The organism is Tardiphaga sp., from assembly GCF_044336785.1.
Lineage (GTDB): Bacteria > Pseudomonadota > Alphaproteobacteria > Rhizobiales > Xanthobacteraceae > Tardiphaga.
Genome location: NZ_JBIIOT010000122.1, coordinates 1 through 13,055 on the forward strand (window position 1 = coordinate 1; position 13,055 = coordinate 13,055).

Annotated in this window: 14 protein-coding genes; 3 read left to right on the forward strand and 11 right to left on the reverse strand. The window is 62.4% G+C overall.

What is annotated here, in order from left to right:
* Nucleotides 1-35 precede the first annotated feature (35 nt).
* Both ACIQ2A_RS23175 and ftsY read right to left on the reverse strand, forming a co-directional pair.
* Nucleotides 36-635: a septation protein A gene (locus tag ACIQ2A_RS23175; protein WP_398483853.1), complete on the reverse strand. Its 600-nt coding sequence runs from the start codon at nucleotides 633-635 to the stop codon at nucleotides 36-38.
* 140 nt (nucleotides 636-775) lie between these two features.
* Complete coding sequence (ftsY, locus tag ACIQ2A_RS23180; RefSeq protein WP_398483855.1) at nucleotides 776-1,720, reverse strand: signal recognition particle-docking protein FtsY; 945 nt, start codon at nucleotides 1,718-1,720, stop codon at nucleotides 776-778.
* Between the two features lie 154 nt (nucleotides 1,721-1,874).
* On the opposite strand from ftsY, the gene ACIQ2A_RS23185 reads away from it, so the two are divergent.
* Nucleotides 1,875-2,510 carry an RluA family pseudouridine synthase gene (locus ACIQ2A_RS23185; protein WP_398483881.1) on the forward strand — a complete coding sequence of 212 codons (636 nt, stop codon included), beginning with the start codon at nucleotides 1,875-1,877 and terminating at the stop codon, nucleotides 2,508-2,510.
* 128 nt (nucleotides 2,511-2,638) lie between these two features.
* Here the strand turns inward: ACIQ2A_RS23185 and fabB are convergent, their stop codons facing one another.
* Together fabB and fabA are read right to left on the reverse strand one after the other, a co-directional pair.
* Entirely contained in the window at nucleotides 2,639-3,865 is a 1,227-nt protein-coding gene (fabB, locus tag ACIQ2A_RS23190; protein ID WP_398483857.1) for a beta-ketoacyl-ACP synthase I, read from the reverse strand.
* Nucleotides 3,866-3,946: 81 nt separating this feature from the next.
* A complete protein-coding gene (gene fabA, locus ACIQ2A_RS23195) occupies nucleotides 3,947-4,480 on the reverse strand; it encodes a bifunctional 3-hydroxydecanoyl-ACP dehydratase/trans-2-decenoyl-ACP isomerase (protein WP_398483859.1) in 534 nt (177 codons plus the stop codon).
* Between the two features lie 329 nt (nucleotides 4,481-4,809).
* On the opposite strand from fabA, the gene irrA reads away from it, so the two are divergent.
* A complete protein-coding gene (irrA, locus tag ACIQ2A_RS23200) occupies nucleotides 4,810-5,277 on the forward strand; it encodes an iron response transcriptional regulator IrrA (protein ID WP_398483862.1) in 468 nt (155 codons plus the stop codon).
* Nucleotides 5,278-5,425: 148 nt separating this feature from the next.
* Here irrA and ACIQ2A_RS23205 read toward each other — a convergent pair whose 3' ends face one another.
* Complete coding sequence (locus ACIQ2A_RS23205; protein WP_398483864.1) at nucleotides 5,426-6,190, reverse strand: SGNH/GDSL hydrolase family protein; 765 nt, start codon at nucleotides 6,188-6,190, stop codon at nucleotides 5,426-5,428.
* A gap of 4 nt (nucleotides 6,191-6,194) precedes the next feature.
* On the reverse strand, nucleotides 6,195-6,719 hold the full coding sequence (locus ACIQ2A_RS23210) for an SH3 domain-containing protein (RefSeq protein WP_398483866.1): 525 nt from the start codon (nucleotides 6,717-6,719) through the stop codon (nucleotides 6,195-6,197).
* 213 nt (nucleotides 6,720-6,932) lie between these two features.
* On the opposite strand from ACIQ2A_RS23210, the gene ACIQ2A_RS23215 reads away from it, so the two are divergent.
* The gene (locus ACIQ2A_RS23215; RefSeq protein ID WP_398483868.1) at nucleotides 6,933-7,937 is read left to right on the forward strand and encodes a 2-hydroxyacid dehydrogenase; all 1,005 of its coding nucleotides are present in this window, start codon (nucleotides 6,933-6,935) and stop codon (nucleotides 7,935-7,937) included.
* A 137-nt stretch (nucleotides 7,938-8,074) separates the two neighbouring features.
* Here the strand turns inward: ACIQ2A_RS23215 and trmB are convergent, their stop codons facing one another.
* The 5 genes from trmB to ybeY form a co-directional block, all read right to left on the reverse strand.
* Entirely contained in the window at nucleotides 8,075-8,785 is a 711-nt protein-coding gene (trmB, locus tag ACIQ2A_RS23220; RefSeq protein WP_398483870.1) for a tRNA (guanosine(46)-N7)-methyltransferase TrmB, read from the reverse strand.
* Nucleotides 8,786-9,028: 243 nt separating this feature from the next.
* Complete coding sequence (locus ACIQ2A_RS23225) at nucleotides 9,029-9,445, reverse strand: helix-turn-helix domain-containing protein (RefSeq protein ID WP_398483872.1); 417 nt, start codon at nucleotides 9,443-9,445, stop codon at nucleotides 9,029-9,031.
* Between the two features lie 275 nt (nucleotides 9,446-9,720).
* Nucleotides 9,721-11,328, reverse strand: a complete 1,608-nt coding sequence (gene lnt, locus ACIQ2A_RS23230) for an apolipoprotein N-acyltransferase (RefSeq protein WP_398483874.1) — start codon at nucleotides 11,326-11,328, stop codon at nucleotides 9,721-9,723.
* The gene (locus tag ACIQ2A_RS23235) at nucleotides 11,325-12,449 is read right to left on the reverse strand and encodes a hemolysin family protein (protein WP_398483876.1); all 1,125 of its coding nucleotides are present in this window, start codon (nucleotides 12,447-12,449) and stop codon (nucleotides 11,325-11,327) included. Before ACIQ2A_RS23235 ends, lnt begins: the two co-directional genes overlap by 4 nt.
* A gap of 1 nt (nucleotide 12,450) precedes the next feature.
* Nucleotides 12,451-12,963, reverse strand: a complete 513-nt coding sequence (gene ybeY / locus ACIQ2A_RS23240) for an rRNA maturation RNase YbeY (protein ID WP_398483878.1) — start codon at nucleotides 12,961-12,963, stop codon at nucleotides 12,451-12,453.
* Between the last annotated feature and the right edge of the window lie 92 nt (nucleotides 12,964-13,055).

The following is a 13,055-nucleotide window of genomic DNA, read 5'->3' on the forward strand; positions in this document are numbered from 1 at the left end:
CGACCTCTCCCAGCAAGCGGGGAGAGGTTAGGAAATTACTTCCCCACATTCCCGGCATCGCGCTCGCTCTCCGCAAGCGTTGCCGGCTCGATGGTGTAGCGCTTGATCAGCGGCATCTGCGCCACTGCGAAGGCCATGGTCAGCGGGATCACGCCGAACGCCTTGAACGTCACCCAGAAATCCGTTGTCTGCGTCCGCCAGATCGCTTCATTGAGCACGGCCATCGCCGCGAAGAACAGCGTCCAGCGCAGCGTCAGCGCGCGCCAGCCGTCCGGCGTCAGGTTGAAGACCTGATCGAACATGATGGCGATGAAGGAACGACCGAACAACAATCCGCCGCCGAGCACCACGGCGAACAGGCTGTAGATGATGGTCGGCTTGACCTTGATGAAGGTCTCGTCATGCAGCCACAGCGTCAGCCCGCCGAACACCAGCACCACGAAGGCCGTCACGATGGCCATGATCGGCACATGCTTCACGACCACATAGGACGCGATCATCGCGACGACGATGGCGACCATGAAGGCGCCGGTGGCCGCGAACAGGCCGAATTTGGAATTCGCCACGAAGAAGATGATCAACGGTCCAAGCTCGGTGGCGAGCTTGAACAGCGGGTGGGGTTGTTGCTTGTCCATCGATCCTCTCACGGCCTCGCCCTTCGAGACGGCGCTGCTCGCCTCCTCAGGGTGAGGGCTTCTACGTTATTTGCAGCCGCACCACACTCCGCCCTCATCCAGAGGAGCGCGCCATCGGCGCGCGTCTCGAAGGATGGCGACTACGCGTCAATCCCTGCAACGGCCTTCGCGAAATCGCTGGCCGTAAACGGCGCGAGATCGTCGATGCCTTCGCCGACACCGATGAAATGCACCGGCAGTTTGTACTTCTCGGATAGCGCCACAAGGATGCCGCCCCGCGCGGTGCCGTCGAGCTTGGTCATCACGAGGCCGGTCACGCCAGCCGTACGATGAAACGCCTCGACCTGCGACAGCGCGTTTTGTCCCACCGTGGCATCGAGCACCAGCAGCACGGCGTGGGGAGCCGTGGCGTCCACTTTCTTGATGACGCGCACGACCTTTTCGAGCTCGTTCATCAGCTCGGCCTTGTTCTGCAGCCGGCCGGCAGTATCGATCAGCAGCACGTCGCGATTGTCGTCGCGGGCAGCAGTGACGGCCGAGAAAGCGAGGCTGGCGGAGTCCGAGCCCTGCGCGCCGGCAATCACCGGCACCTTGTTGCGATCGCCCCAGACCTTCAGCTGCTCGATGGCTGCCGCACGAAACGTGTCGCCGGCGGCGAGCATCACGCTGCGGCCTTCGGCGGTGAGCTTTGATGCCAGCTTGCCGATGGTGGTGGTCTTGCCGGAACCGTTGACGCCGACCACGAGCAGCACGAAGGGTTTTTGCGCGGTGTCGATCACCAGCGGCTGGGCGACGGGCGCCAGCACCTTCTCGACCTCGGTGGCCACCACGGCCTTCACCTCATCGGCAGAGATCGCCTTGTCGAAGCGGCCCTGGCCGACCGCCTTGGCGATCCGTGCGGCCACGTCGGAGCCGAGATCGGCGCGCAGCAGCACGTCCTCGATATCCTCGAGCATCGCGCGGTCGAGCTTGCGCTTGGTCACGAGATCGGCGACCGCCGAGCCGATCGAGCTCGATGTGCGTTTCAGGCCGTCGGAGAGCCGTCGCCACCAGCTCGCTTTTGGCGTTTCGGGAGTGTCACTCATGTCGGGGGTGTGTTAGCCGTTTCGCGCCATGAATCAAAGTAACAGCGAAGAAAGTGACGTCGATGCCCTGCCGGTCGCAGTCGTCGAGCCGGCCCTTGTCGGCGACCTGACCGAAGCCGACATCCTGTCGCGGGTGTTGCACCGGGACGGTTTGATGCTGGTGATCGACAAGCCGGCCGGCCTGCCCGTGCATCGTGGCCCCAAAGGTGGGCCGAATTTGGAGAATTCGTTTCGGTTCCTGCAATACGGCCTGCCGCGCGCGCCCGTTCTGGCGCATCGGCTGGATCGCGACACGTCGGGCTGCCTGGTGCTCGGCCGCCATCGCAAGGCCACGGCGTCACTGGGGCTCCTGTTCAAGCACAGCCGGATTTCCAAGACTTACTGGGCGGTGGTCGAAGGTGGGCCGGAGGCCGACGCGGGCGTCATCGACATGGCGTTGGGGCGTCTCAATGCCGAACGCGGCTGGTGGATGAAGCCGGATCCGGAAGGGCTGCCGTCGGTGTCGAATTTCAAGGTGCTCGGCCGCGGTGGTGGGATGGCGTGGCTGGCACTGGAGCCGGTAACGGGGCGCACGCATCAGCTCCGCGTGCATACGTCGGCCTCGGGCTATCCGATTGTCGGCGACAATATCTATGGCAATGGCCCGCGCTTCGGCGAACCGACCCTGCATCTGCATGCGCGGGAGATCGTGATTCCGATCTCGAAGAACAAGGAGCCGGTGCGGGTCACAGCACCGGTGCCGCCGCATCTGCACGAACGGATGCGGGTGTGTGGGTGGAATGGGGAGTGATACTCCCTGTCGTCACCCGGCTTGACCGGGTGACCCAGTAAACGCTGCTGCTAGTGTTTTATCCGCGAGGCCGGTGTCTACTGGATCCCCGCTTTCGCGGGGATGACAGCAGAGCCAATCGATGCCGCTTACGCATCCATCCGCTTGAACACCAGCGTCGCATTCGTCCCGCCGAACCCGAACGAGTTCGATAGCACGGCATTCAGCTTCACATTGTCGATGCGCTTGCGCACGATCGGCATGTCGGCGAACACCGGATCGAGTTCGGTGATATTCGCGCTCTCGCAGATGAAACCATTCTGCATCATCAGCAGCGAATAGATCGCCTCCTGCACGCCGGTGGCGCCGAGCGAGTGGCCCGTGAGGGCCTTGGTCGCCGAGATCGGCGGACACTTGTCACCCACGCCGAACACGTTGCGGATCGCCTGCATTTCCGGCGGATCGCCCGCCGGCGTCGAGGTCGCGTGCGGATTGATATAGTCGATCTTGATGCCGCCGGTGGTGGCCAGCGCCATCTTCATGCAGCGCTCCGCACCTTCGCCCGACGGTGCGACCATGTCGTAGCCGTCCGACGTCGCGCCATAGCCGATGATTTCGCCATAGATCTTGGCGCCGCGCGCCTTGGCGTGTTCGAGCTCTTCGAGCACGAGCACACCCGCGCCGCCGGCGATGACGAAACCGTCGCGATTGACGTCGTAGGGGCGTGAAGCGGTGGAGGGATTGTCGTTATACTTGGACGACATCGCGCCCATGGCGTCGAACAGCACCGACAAGGACCAGTCGAGTTCTTCGCAGCCGCCGGCAAACACGATGTCCTGCTTGCCCCACTGGATCATCTCATAGCCATTGCCGATGCAATGATTCGAGGTCGCGCAGGCCGAGGAGATCGAATAGTTCACGCCCTTGATCTTGAACCAGGTGGCGAGCGTCGCAGAGGCGGTGGAGGACATCGCCTTCGGCACCGCGAACGGGCCGACGCGCTTCGGGCCCTTGCTGCGGGTGATGTCGGCGCTATCGACGATGGTGCGGGCCGACGGTCCGCCCGAGCCCATGATGATGCCGGTGCGCTCGTTGGAAATGTCTTCGGGCGACAGGCCGGAGTCCTGGATCGCCTGCTCCATGGCGATGTGATTCCATGCGGCGCCTTCGCCGAGGAAGCGCATCGCGCGGCGATCGACCACATCCGCTGGATTGATGGTCGGCGCGCCCTGCACCTGCGAGCGGAAACCCAACTCGGCATGTTTTTCGGCGCGCGTAATGCCGGACTTGGCCTCGTGGAGGCTCGCAAGCACTTCCTGCGTGTTGTTTCCGATGGATGAGACAATGCCCATCCCGGTGACGACAACCCGTCTCATGATCGTCTCGCCCTTTGAACTAACGTGTTGTGGACTTGGCGGTCGCCCCCTCGGAGACCGCCGTGAATCGCAGAGGGTATGTTACATTCCCGACTGCGCTGCGGTGTCCTGCTTGAACAGGCCGACCTTCAAATCCTTTGCCCGATAGATAATCTCGCCATCGGCAGAAAGCGAGCCATCGGCAATGCCGAGCCACAGTTTGGAACGCATCACGCGCTTCACATCGATGGTGTAGACGACCTTTTTGACATTCGTCAGCACCTGGCCGGAGAATTTCAGATCACCGAGCCCGAGCGCGCGGCCGGGACCAATACCGCCCGACCAGCCCAGAAAAAAGCCGACCATCTGCCACATGGCATCGAGGCCGAGGCAGCCCGGCATCACGGGATCGTTCTTGAAGTGGCAGGCGAAGAACCAGAGGTCCGGATTGACGTCGAGTTCGGCCTGGATGAAGCCCTTGCCGTATTCGCCGCCATCTTCCGTGATGGAAGTGATGCGGTCGAACATCAGCATCGGCGGCAGCGGCAGCTGCGCATTGCCCGGTCCAAACAGCTCGCCGCGGCCACAAGCCAGCAGATCTTCATAGGCGTAGCTGTTCTTTTTATCCTGAAGCATACCGGGCTTTCTGGGTCCATTGCTGTCTAACGGCTGACTTTAACCAAGATGAGCCGTATAGAATTGTTCCAAATACGCGGGAACCTGTCCCGGTTCGGGGCTCTCTATCATACGCTCATAAGGCGGCAAAGCGGCGTATCATCCGCTTTTAACGGCATATTTGGGTTTGCCCCCGGTGTTGCGGTGCACGGTTCCACAGGTCCGACCGCCTAGTTGCGAAATTCTTGCATCTGGCGGCCATCGATTTTATATTATTGGAGAATTTCCGAGTAGAATTGCGTGGAAGTGATGGGATTATCGACGTGGATATGAGCGACAGCATTTCAACGATGGACGATGCAACCGCGGTTGCCGAAATCAATCATGGCCGCCAGCCGGCCCTGACTGGTTGCCCGTGGCATGACGTCAACGAGATGCTGCAGTCGGTCGGCCTGCGTCCCACCCGTCAGCGCATGGCGCTGGGTTGGCTGCTGTTCGGCAAGGGTGCCCGCCATCTCACCGCTGAAATGCTCTATGAGGAAGCCACCCTGGCCAAGGTGCCGGTGTCGCTCGCGACCGTCTACAATACGCTGAACCAGCTGACCGATTCCGGCCTGCTGCGCCAGGTCAGCGTCGATGGTACGAAGACGTATTTCGATACCAATGTGACCACGCATCACCACTATTATTTCGAGAACAATCACGAGCTGGTCGATATCCCGAACCAGAGCCTCGTTCTGACCAAGATGCCGGACGTGCCGGAAGGCTTCGAGATCAGCCGCATCGACATGGTCGTCCGCCTGCGCAAGAAGCGCTGAGCTAAAAATTCTTCGCGACATACTCTCCCCCTCATCCTGAGGAGCGGCCATCTTCGGCCGCGTCTCGAAGGATGAGCCGCGGAGTTCGCTTCCATGGTTCGAGACGCGCGCAAGCGCGCGCTCCTCACCATGAGGGCGGAGTAGGTCGCTATTTTCCGCGCTGGCGTTTCGCCGGCGCGTTTTCGTTTGCAGGCATCGCCGCCACGATCGCGCGGGCCAGCCCGCGGCCGGTGCAGGCATAGCCATCGGCCGAACTGTGCAATCCATCCATGCTCGTCAGCGCGGACATCGACAGTCCGCCTTCCACAGCGCGGCGCATCAGGTCGAAGCGCGAGAACAGCGGCACATTCTCCTGCTTCGCCGCGTCGGCAATGCTCGCCTGCATCTTGCTGTAGTTCGAGGCCAGGATCACCGGCGCATATTGCTGGTCCATCAGCACCACATCGGCGCCCTTGGCTTTGATCTGCCGGATGCCCTCGACGATTTTCCCGGTGAGGCTGCCGCTGCTCTGCAGCCAGGTCACGTCATTGGTGCCGATCTGCCAGACCACGAGATCCGGTCTGTGCGCGAACACATCGCGCTCGAACCGCGCGACATTGCCGGGGATGGTATCGGCATTGCGCCCGCTATTGGTGATCGCGACCTGCAGTCCCGGCCTCAGCCGCTCCAGTTCGGATTTCAGCATGCCCGGATAAGTCAGTGCGGAATCGGTCTGCCACAGTCCGCGCGTCGATGACGAGCCGATGGCGACGATGCGCAAGGAGCCATTGGCCTGAAGCGCATTCGCAGTGCGAGCAAGCGGTGCCGCCTCTGTCAGGCGCTGCCCGACAGCGAGACATTTGTCCGCCGCCGATTGCGCGAGCGCCAGTTGCGGCAGCAGCGCCAGGGCAAAGGCCAGCAGGCCGCTGCGCATCCGGTCAGTTGACCTTCTCGTCGAGATAAACGCCCCACAGGCGTTCCTGCTGGATCCAGCCGTCGAAACCGTTGCCGATCACGCGACACCAGCCATCCTTGCAGCGCTTCACCTGCGCCACGACACCGGCCTGCAGCCGCGCGGCCACGGCGCTGCTGGCATTGGGATCGTCATAGATCGAAGCCAGCTCGTCCTTCTGCTTCATGGTCACCACCGCGGTGCGGCGGCCGGACAGCAGCGAGTGATACACCCAGCCTTCCGATCCCTCGGAATCGCGGACCCGGCGCCAGTTCTCGTATTCGGCAGTGATCTCCACGGGCAGCCCGGCCTTGGTATAGACCCAGGCCACGTCGTTATCCTTGGTGGGGCCGGCGCGGACATTCACATGGTCGGATTTCAGGCTGACATAGCGCGGCACCGGCAGGCCGCTGGCACCGATGGGGAGCGTGTTCGCGGCGAAGGCCGGACCGATCGCGGTGACGATGAGTGCTGCCGCCAAACCCGCATACGCAAAACGCCCCGACGCCATTAACCCAACCTCGCCCCATTCCATGTTTGTCGCATTGCACGCTCGCCCGCAGGTTCTTGTTTCGGCCCGGTTCTCTGATAGAGAGGACCAAGGCCCCAAAACACTCGGTTAAGTGTCGGGGAACCCGAGGAAACGGTGCATTTGCGCGGCTGCCGGAGTTTCGATCAACCGGGTTAATGCGGACTGAACGAACAAGGCGCGAGTGAGCAGGATATGACGGTCAAGAAAAAGCCCCTCGTTGTCGTCACCCGCCGTCTGCCGGATTCCATCGAGACGCGGATGCGCGAATTGTTCGACGCCCGCCTCAATGTCGATGATGTGCCGCTGACCCAGGAACAGCTCGCCGAGGCGATCCGCACCGCCGATGTGCTGGTCCCCACCGTCACCGACGAAATCACCAAGGACTTGCTCGATCAGCCCGACTGCAAGGTGAAGCTGATCGCCAATTTCGGCAATGGCGTCGACAATATCGACGTCGCCGCAGCCCAGGCCAAGGGCATCACCGTCACCAACACGCCGAAAGTGCTCACCGAAGATACGGCCGACATGACCATGTCGCTGATCCTCGCGGTGCCGCGCCGCCTGATCGAGGGGGCCGCCATTCTCACCGAGGGCCGCGAGGACTGGCAGGGCTGGTCGCCGACCTGGATGCTCGGCCGGCGCCTTGGCGGCAAACGCCTCGGCATCATCGGCATGGGCCGCATCGGCCAGGCGGTGGCGCGTCGCGCCAAGGCGTTCGGGCTGCAGATCCACTATCACAACCGCAAGCCGGTCGCCCCGGTCATCGCCGACGAACTCGGCGCCACCTATTGGGACTCGCTCGACCAGATGCTCGCGCGCATGGACATCATCTCGGTGAACTGCCCGCATACGCCGGCCACGTTCCACCTGTTGTCGGCGCGCCGTCTCAAGCTGATCCGCAAGGATGCCTATATCGTCAACACCGCGCGCGGCGAGGTGATCGACGAGGAAACGCTGACCAAGCTGATCGAGGCCGGCGACATCGCCGGCGCCGCGCTCGACGTGTTCGAGCACGAGCCTGCGGTGAATCCGAAACTGGTGCGTCTCGCCAAGGCCGGCAAGGTGCTGCTGCTGCCGCATATGGGCTCGGCGACAGTGGAAGGCCGCGTCGAGATGGGCGAGAAAGTGATCATCAACATCCGCGCATTCCTGGACGCGCATAAGCCGCCGGATCGCGTGCTGGCGAATATGTTGTGAGGCGCGTCGTCATCGATACGCTCTAACTGTCATCACCCGCGAAAGCGGGTGATCCAGTAACTGACGTCAGTGCAGTATCAGCTCCGGTGTTACTGGATCGCCCCGTCAAGCCGGGCGATGACAGGTAGTGGTAGCTCTCACTTCAACCGAAACATCAAATACGCCGCCTTGCGCCCCTCGCGCGTGGCCTTTCGGCCGTAGCGCGTCATCGTGTAGTTCGGCCACGGCAGGCGCCAGTCATCGGCGCGCTCGGCCAGCCACACGAAAGCCGGCGATCGCGTGACGTGCCACAGCGTCCACGCCACATAGCTCTCGATATCGCAGACGAACCGAAACTCGCCCTGCGGCACCAGCACGCGCGTCATTTCGGTGAGGGTCTTGTCCTGCACGAAGCGGCGCTTCCAGTGTCGCTTCTTCGGCCACGGATCGGGATGGATCAGGTCGATGCGCGTCAGCGATTGCGCGGGTGCCCAGTTCAAAAGCTCCGCCGCATCACCTGCGACAAGGCGGATGTTGCGGATGTTCTGCGCCTCGATCTGCACCAGGATCTTGGCCATGCCGTTGATATAGGGCTCGCAGCCGATGAAGCCGATATGTGGATGCGCCAGCGCCTCGGCCACGAGATGCTCGCCGCCGCCAAAGCCGATCTCGAGGCGCACGGTGTCGATCCCTGCATCGAACAGCTTGCGCAGATCGTCGGGTGCGGGCTGCGTGATGTCCACGGTCAGCGCAGGCAGCAGCTCGGCCATCAGGCCGGCCTGATGGTCGCGCAATTTGTGGCCCTTGCGGCGTCCGAAGAAGGAGCCGGTATAGCGTTTGGAATCGTCGGTGGTGTCGTCAGTCGTCATGGCGGGGTGATAGCGCCGAAATGCGCGCGACGCTATCGGGGCGATGACGAATACCGGCCGGAAAAGACGCGTCCTCTCCGCTCACTCTCCCGCATCCTGAGGAGCCGCGCGTTTGCGCGGCGTCTCCCAGCGAATGGCGTAGCCATTCGCAAGGGATGGGCGATAAACGCCATGGTTCGAGACGCGCGCCAAAGGGCGCGCTCCTCACCATGAGGACGGTGGTGGTCTCAATCCAAAAAGGCTCTACTTCTGTTCGGTCACTTCCCGCGCGGCGATCTGTTCGACGAGGTCGACGATGCTGCGGCGAAGCTTGGCATCGCTGATGCGCGTGAATGCGCGTGTCAGTGCGAGACCTTCGGATGTGGCGAGGAAGTCCGAGACATAAGTCGGCGAAGCCGCTTCACCAAAGCCGTTGGCGGTTTCGATAGCACCGGGGCCGCCCTCGAACAGGAACGACACGGGCACCTGCAGGATCTCCGAGATCTGTTGCAGGCGGCTGGCACCGACGCGGTTGGTGCCCTTCTCGTATTTCTGTACTTGCTGAAATGTCAGACCGAGCGCTTCGCCCAATTTCTCCTGACTCATGCCCAGCATAATGCGGCGCATGCGCACACGGCTGCCGACATATTTGTCAACAGGATTGGGCGCTTTCGTCGACATCTCAAACACTCCTGATCACAAAATAGGGGAGACGGAGCAGAGAAGACGCCCGTCGCAGATCGGCATCAGTGGCGAGCCGACGGTATCCTAATAGACTATATAACGGCCGCGTAAATCTTCCTAAGTAGAAAATTTGCACCCAAAGATAGTTATTTCTCAAATATCGAGAACTAAAGCGAATAAAGCTAGCTAAGAAAGCCTTTAGGCTTAGGCATCCTGCGAAATATCAAATGCGCAGGGACGATCGTAACTATCTAAAATAATTAAGATACTAATCAAACGCGGGACTTGGTCCGGCGGCGCGCCACGAAAACGATTGCCAGGGCGATACCAATCGTTGCGGGAAGATCGCCGGTCTTCGCGTAAAAAGTGGGCTGAATCGCCGCAGGCAGGCGGGAATCCAGCACGCCTTCGATACCAAGACCGAGCTGCGCGACGATGCGGCCGACGGGATCGACGACCACGGAAATCCCGGTATTCGCTGCGCGAACCAGCGGGAGCCCTTCTTCGATTGCGCGAGCCCGGCTCTGCTGCAGATGCTGATAGGGCCCGGTGGAAATGCCGAACCAGCCGTCATTGGTGAGATTCACGATCCAGCCGGGACGATCATTCTGGATGACGATGTCGTCGGGGAAGACCGCCTCGTAGCAGATCAGCGGCAGCATCTTTGGTGCGCCGGGCACATCCATCACCTTGCGCCTGAGGCCCGGAATGAAGCCGCCATGCACTTTTGTGAGCTGCTGCAGGCCGATCTTTTCCAGCACATTCTGGAACGGCAGATATTCGCCGAACGGCACCAGATGCAGCTTGTCATAGACGGAGAGGAAGGTGCCGTCGTGATCGATCACGAAGATCGAATTATAGGCACGGGTGACGCGCGTGCCGGGCGGCTGGTCCGGCGGGCGCACGGCGCCGGTGATCAGCACGGTGCCCTTCGGCAGCAGGTCCGCGATCTGCGCCATCGCATCGGCTTCGCGCGACAGGAAGAACGGGAAAGCTGATTCCGGCCAGATCAGCACATTGGCCGAACCGACGCCGCTGTTCTCGGGACCGGTGGAGCGATCGGACAGCGCCAGATATTTGCTCATCACATCCGCCTTGGCGGAATAGTTGAAGCGTTTGTCCTGCGAGATGTTGGGCTGCATGATCCGCAGCTTCACATTGGCGACGAATTCTGTCGGCGTGCTGCCGAGACGGATGGCGCCGTAGATGCCCATCACGATCAGCAGCGACAAGGCCAGCACAGGCGCGAGCCACGGGTGCCGCGTGCGCGAGCGGCCGTCGATCAACACGCCCGGCGATGCGAAGATCGCCACGGCAATGAACGTCATGCCCCACAGGCCGATCAGCGACATGGTCTGCGCCAGCGCCAGCGGCTCGGTCAGTGCATAGCCAAACGAATTCCATGGAAAGCCGGTGAGCATGTGCCCGCGCAGCCACTCGCCGACGGTGAGGCTGGCCGCAAGCGCCAGCACGCGCGAGGCATCCTTGGTCCAGAGCAGGCGCGCGATCGCAAAGCCGAGCGCGGTGTAGAGCGCAAGATAAGCGGGCAGGCCGCAGATCGCGGCGGGTAGCAACCAGGCGAATGTGTCGGCATCGACGAGGAAAGCGTAGCCGATCCAGTACAGGCCCGGCACGAAGTAACCGAAGCCGAACCACCAGCCGGCCATGGCGGCCGCCGGAATGCCGCGCATCTTGCCGGCAGCCGCGCCGTCGATCAGCCAGACGACGACGGGGAATGTGACGAAGAGGATCGGCCACGCATTGAACGGCGCCATCGCCAGCGACGAGACGGCGCCGGCAAGGACGGCGATGGCTGCACGCTTCCAGCCCCAGGCAAGAATGATGCTGAGTGCGACATTGCGCAGTTGTTTGGGGATCACGGCGTTCCCGCACTGTCTCCGGAGGGGGGCGGATTCGCAGCGTCAGTGGATTGCGAATTGGCGGTGTCGGGGGCGGTGCCACGCTTGCGCGGCGCGCGCGGAGCAGGGCGCTCCTTGCGTGGGCCGATGCGCAGCCGTTTGACGCGGCGCGGATCGGCATCAAGCACCTCGATCTCGAATTCGCCGGGGCCGGCGATCACTTCGCCGCGCACGGGCAGGCGACCCACATGGGTGACGATGTAGCCGCCCAGCGTTTCGACATCCTCGCCGTCTTCGCCGGTCTCGAAATCCTGGCCGATCAGTTTGCGTGCTTCGTCGAGGCTGGTGCGGGCATCGGCGATGAAATAGTCGCCCTGCTTGACGATGGAGGGCGGTTCTTCGCTGTCATGCTCGTCATCGATCTCGCCGACGATCTGCTCGACGATATCCTCGATGGAGACGAGGCCGTCGGTGCCGCCATATTCGTCGACCACGAGCGCGAGATGCAGGCGAGCGGCCTGCATCTGTGCCAGCAGGTCGATGGCGCGCATGGATGGCGGCACATAGAGCAGCTTGCGGATGATGCCGGTCTCGATCAGCGCCTGCGCGAGATCGACGCTGCGCAGGTCGAGGCCTGCCGGCAGCGCCTTCTTGCGCCTGGTCGTCGTCGTTGGCGCCGTCGTCGCAGCCGCGGGCTTCGGCTCCTTGCGGGCCTTGATGGTCATGTAGCCGAGCATGTCGCGGATATGGACGATGCCGACGGGATCATCGAGCGTCTCGTTATAGACCACGAGGCGCGAATGGCCGGCGCTCTCGAACAGGCTCATCAATTCGCCAAGCGAAATGTCCTGCTTGACCGCCACGATGTCGGAGCGATGCACCATCACGTCGGCGATGCGGCGCTCGTTGAGGCCGAGAATGTTGCGCAGCATGGTGCGCTCGACGGTGGAGAAGCCGGTCTCTGCCGGCTCCGATGCATCGAGCACCACCTGCAGATCGGCACGCACCGATCCGGTCTTCCAGCCGAACAGCGAGCGGATCGCGCGCGTCAGCCAGGTCTCGGCAGACGGGCGGATGACCTCGCCCTCATGCACGATGGCGGGAAGGTTGCTCGTCGTGTTGTTACTATCGCCCTCCGGCATGTCAGATCACCTCGCCCTGATTGGCATAGGGATCCGGAATGCCGAGGGTGGCCAGGATCTCGCGCTCTTTCTGCTCCATCTCTTCGGCTTCCGCGTCATTCTCGTGGTCGTAGCCGACCAGATGCAGGAAGCCGTGAATGGCGAGATGGCTGAGATGATTGGCGAAGGGCTTGTCTTCGTCATCCGCCTCGCGGCGCGTCGTCTCATAGGCGATCGCGATATCGCCCAGCATTTTCGGGATATCGTCCGCCACCTGTGCGCCTTCCGGCGGCTGCAGCGCGGGGAATGACAGGACATTGGTCGCCTTGTCCATGCCGCGCCAGTTGTTGTTCAGCGTGCGGATGCCGGCATCGTCGGTCAGCATGATGGCGAGTTCGGCGTCGGCGGTGTCGTCCTCGACCATGCCGGATGCGGCCTCGATGGCGCGATGGATGATCGCATCGGCCTCAGGCTCGGCGGACCAGCAGTCGGCGACGGCAAGAACCTCGGTCGCGGGTGGGATATGGGTCGTCATGGGGTGATAGTTTTTCTCATCGACGGACCTTATCGCAGATCCGCCGTTCCTTCTGTTTATTTGTACTACAGCGATATTTGGCAGCGACGCTC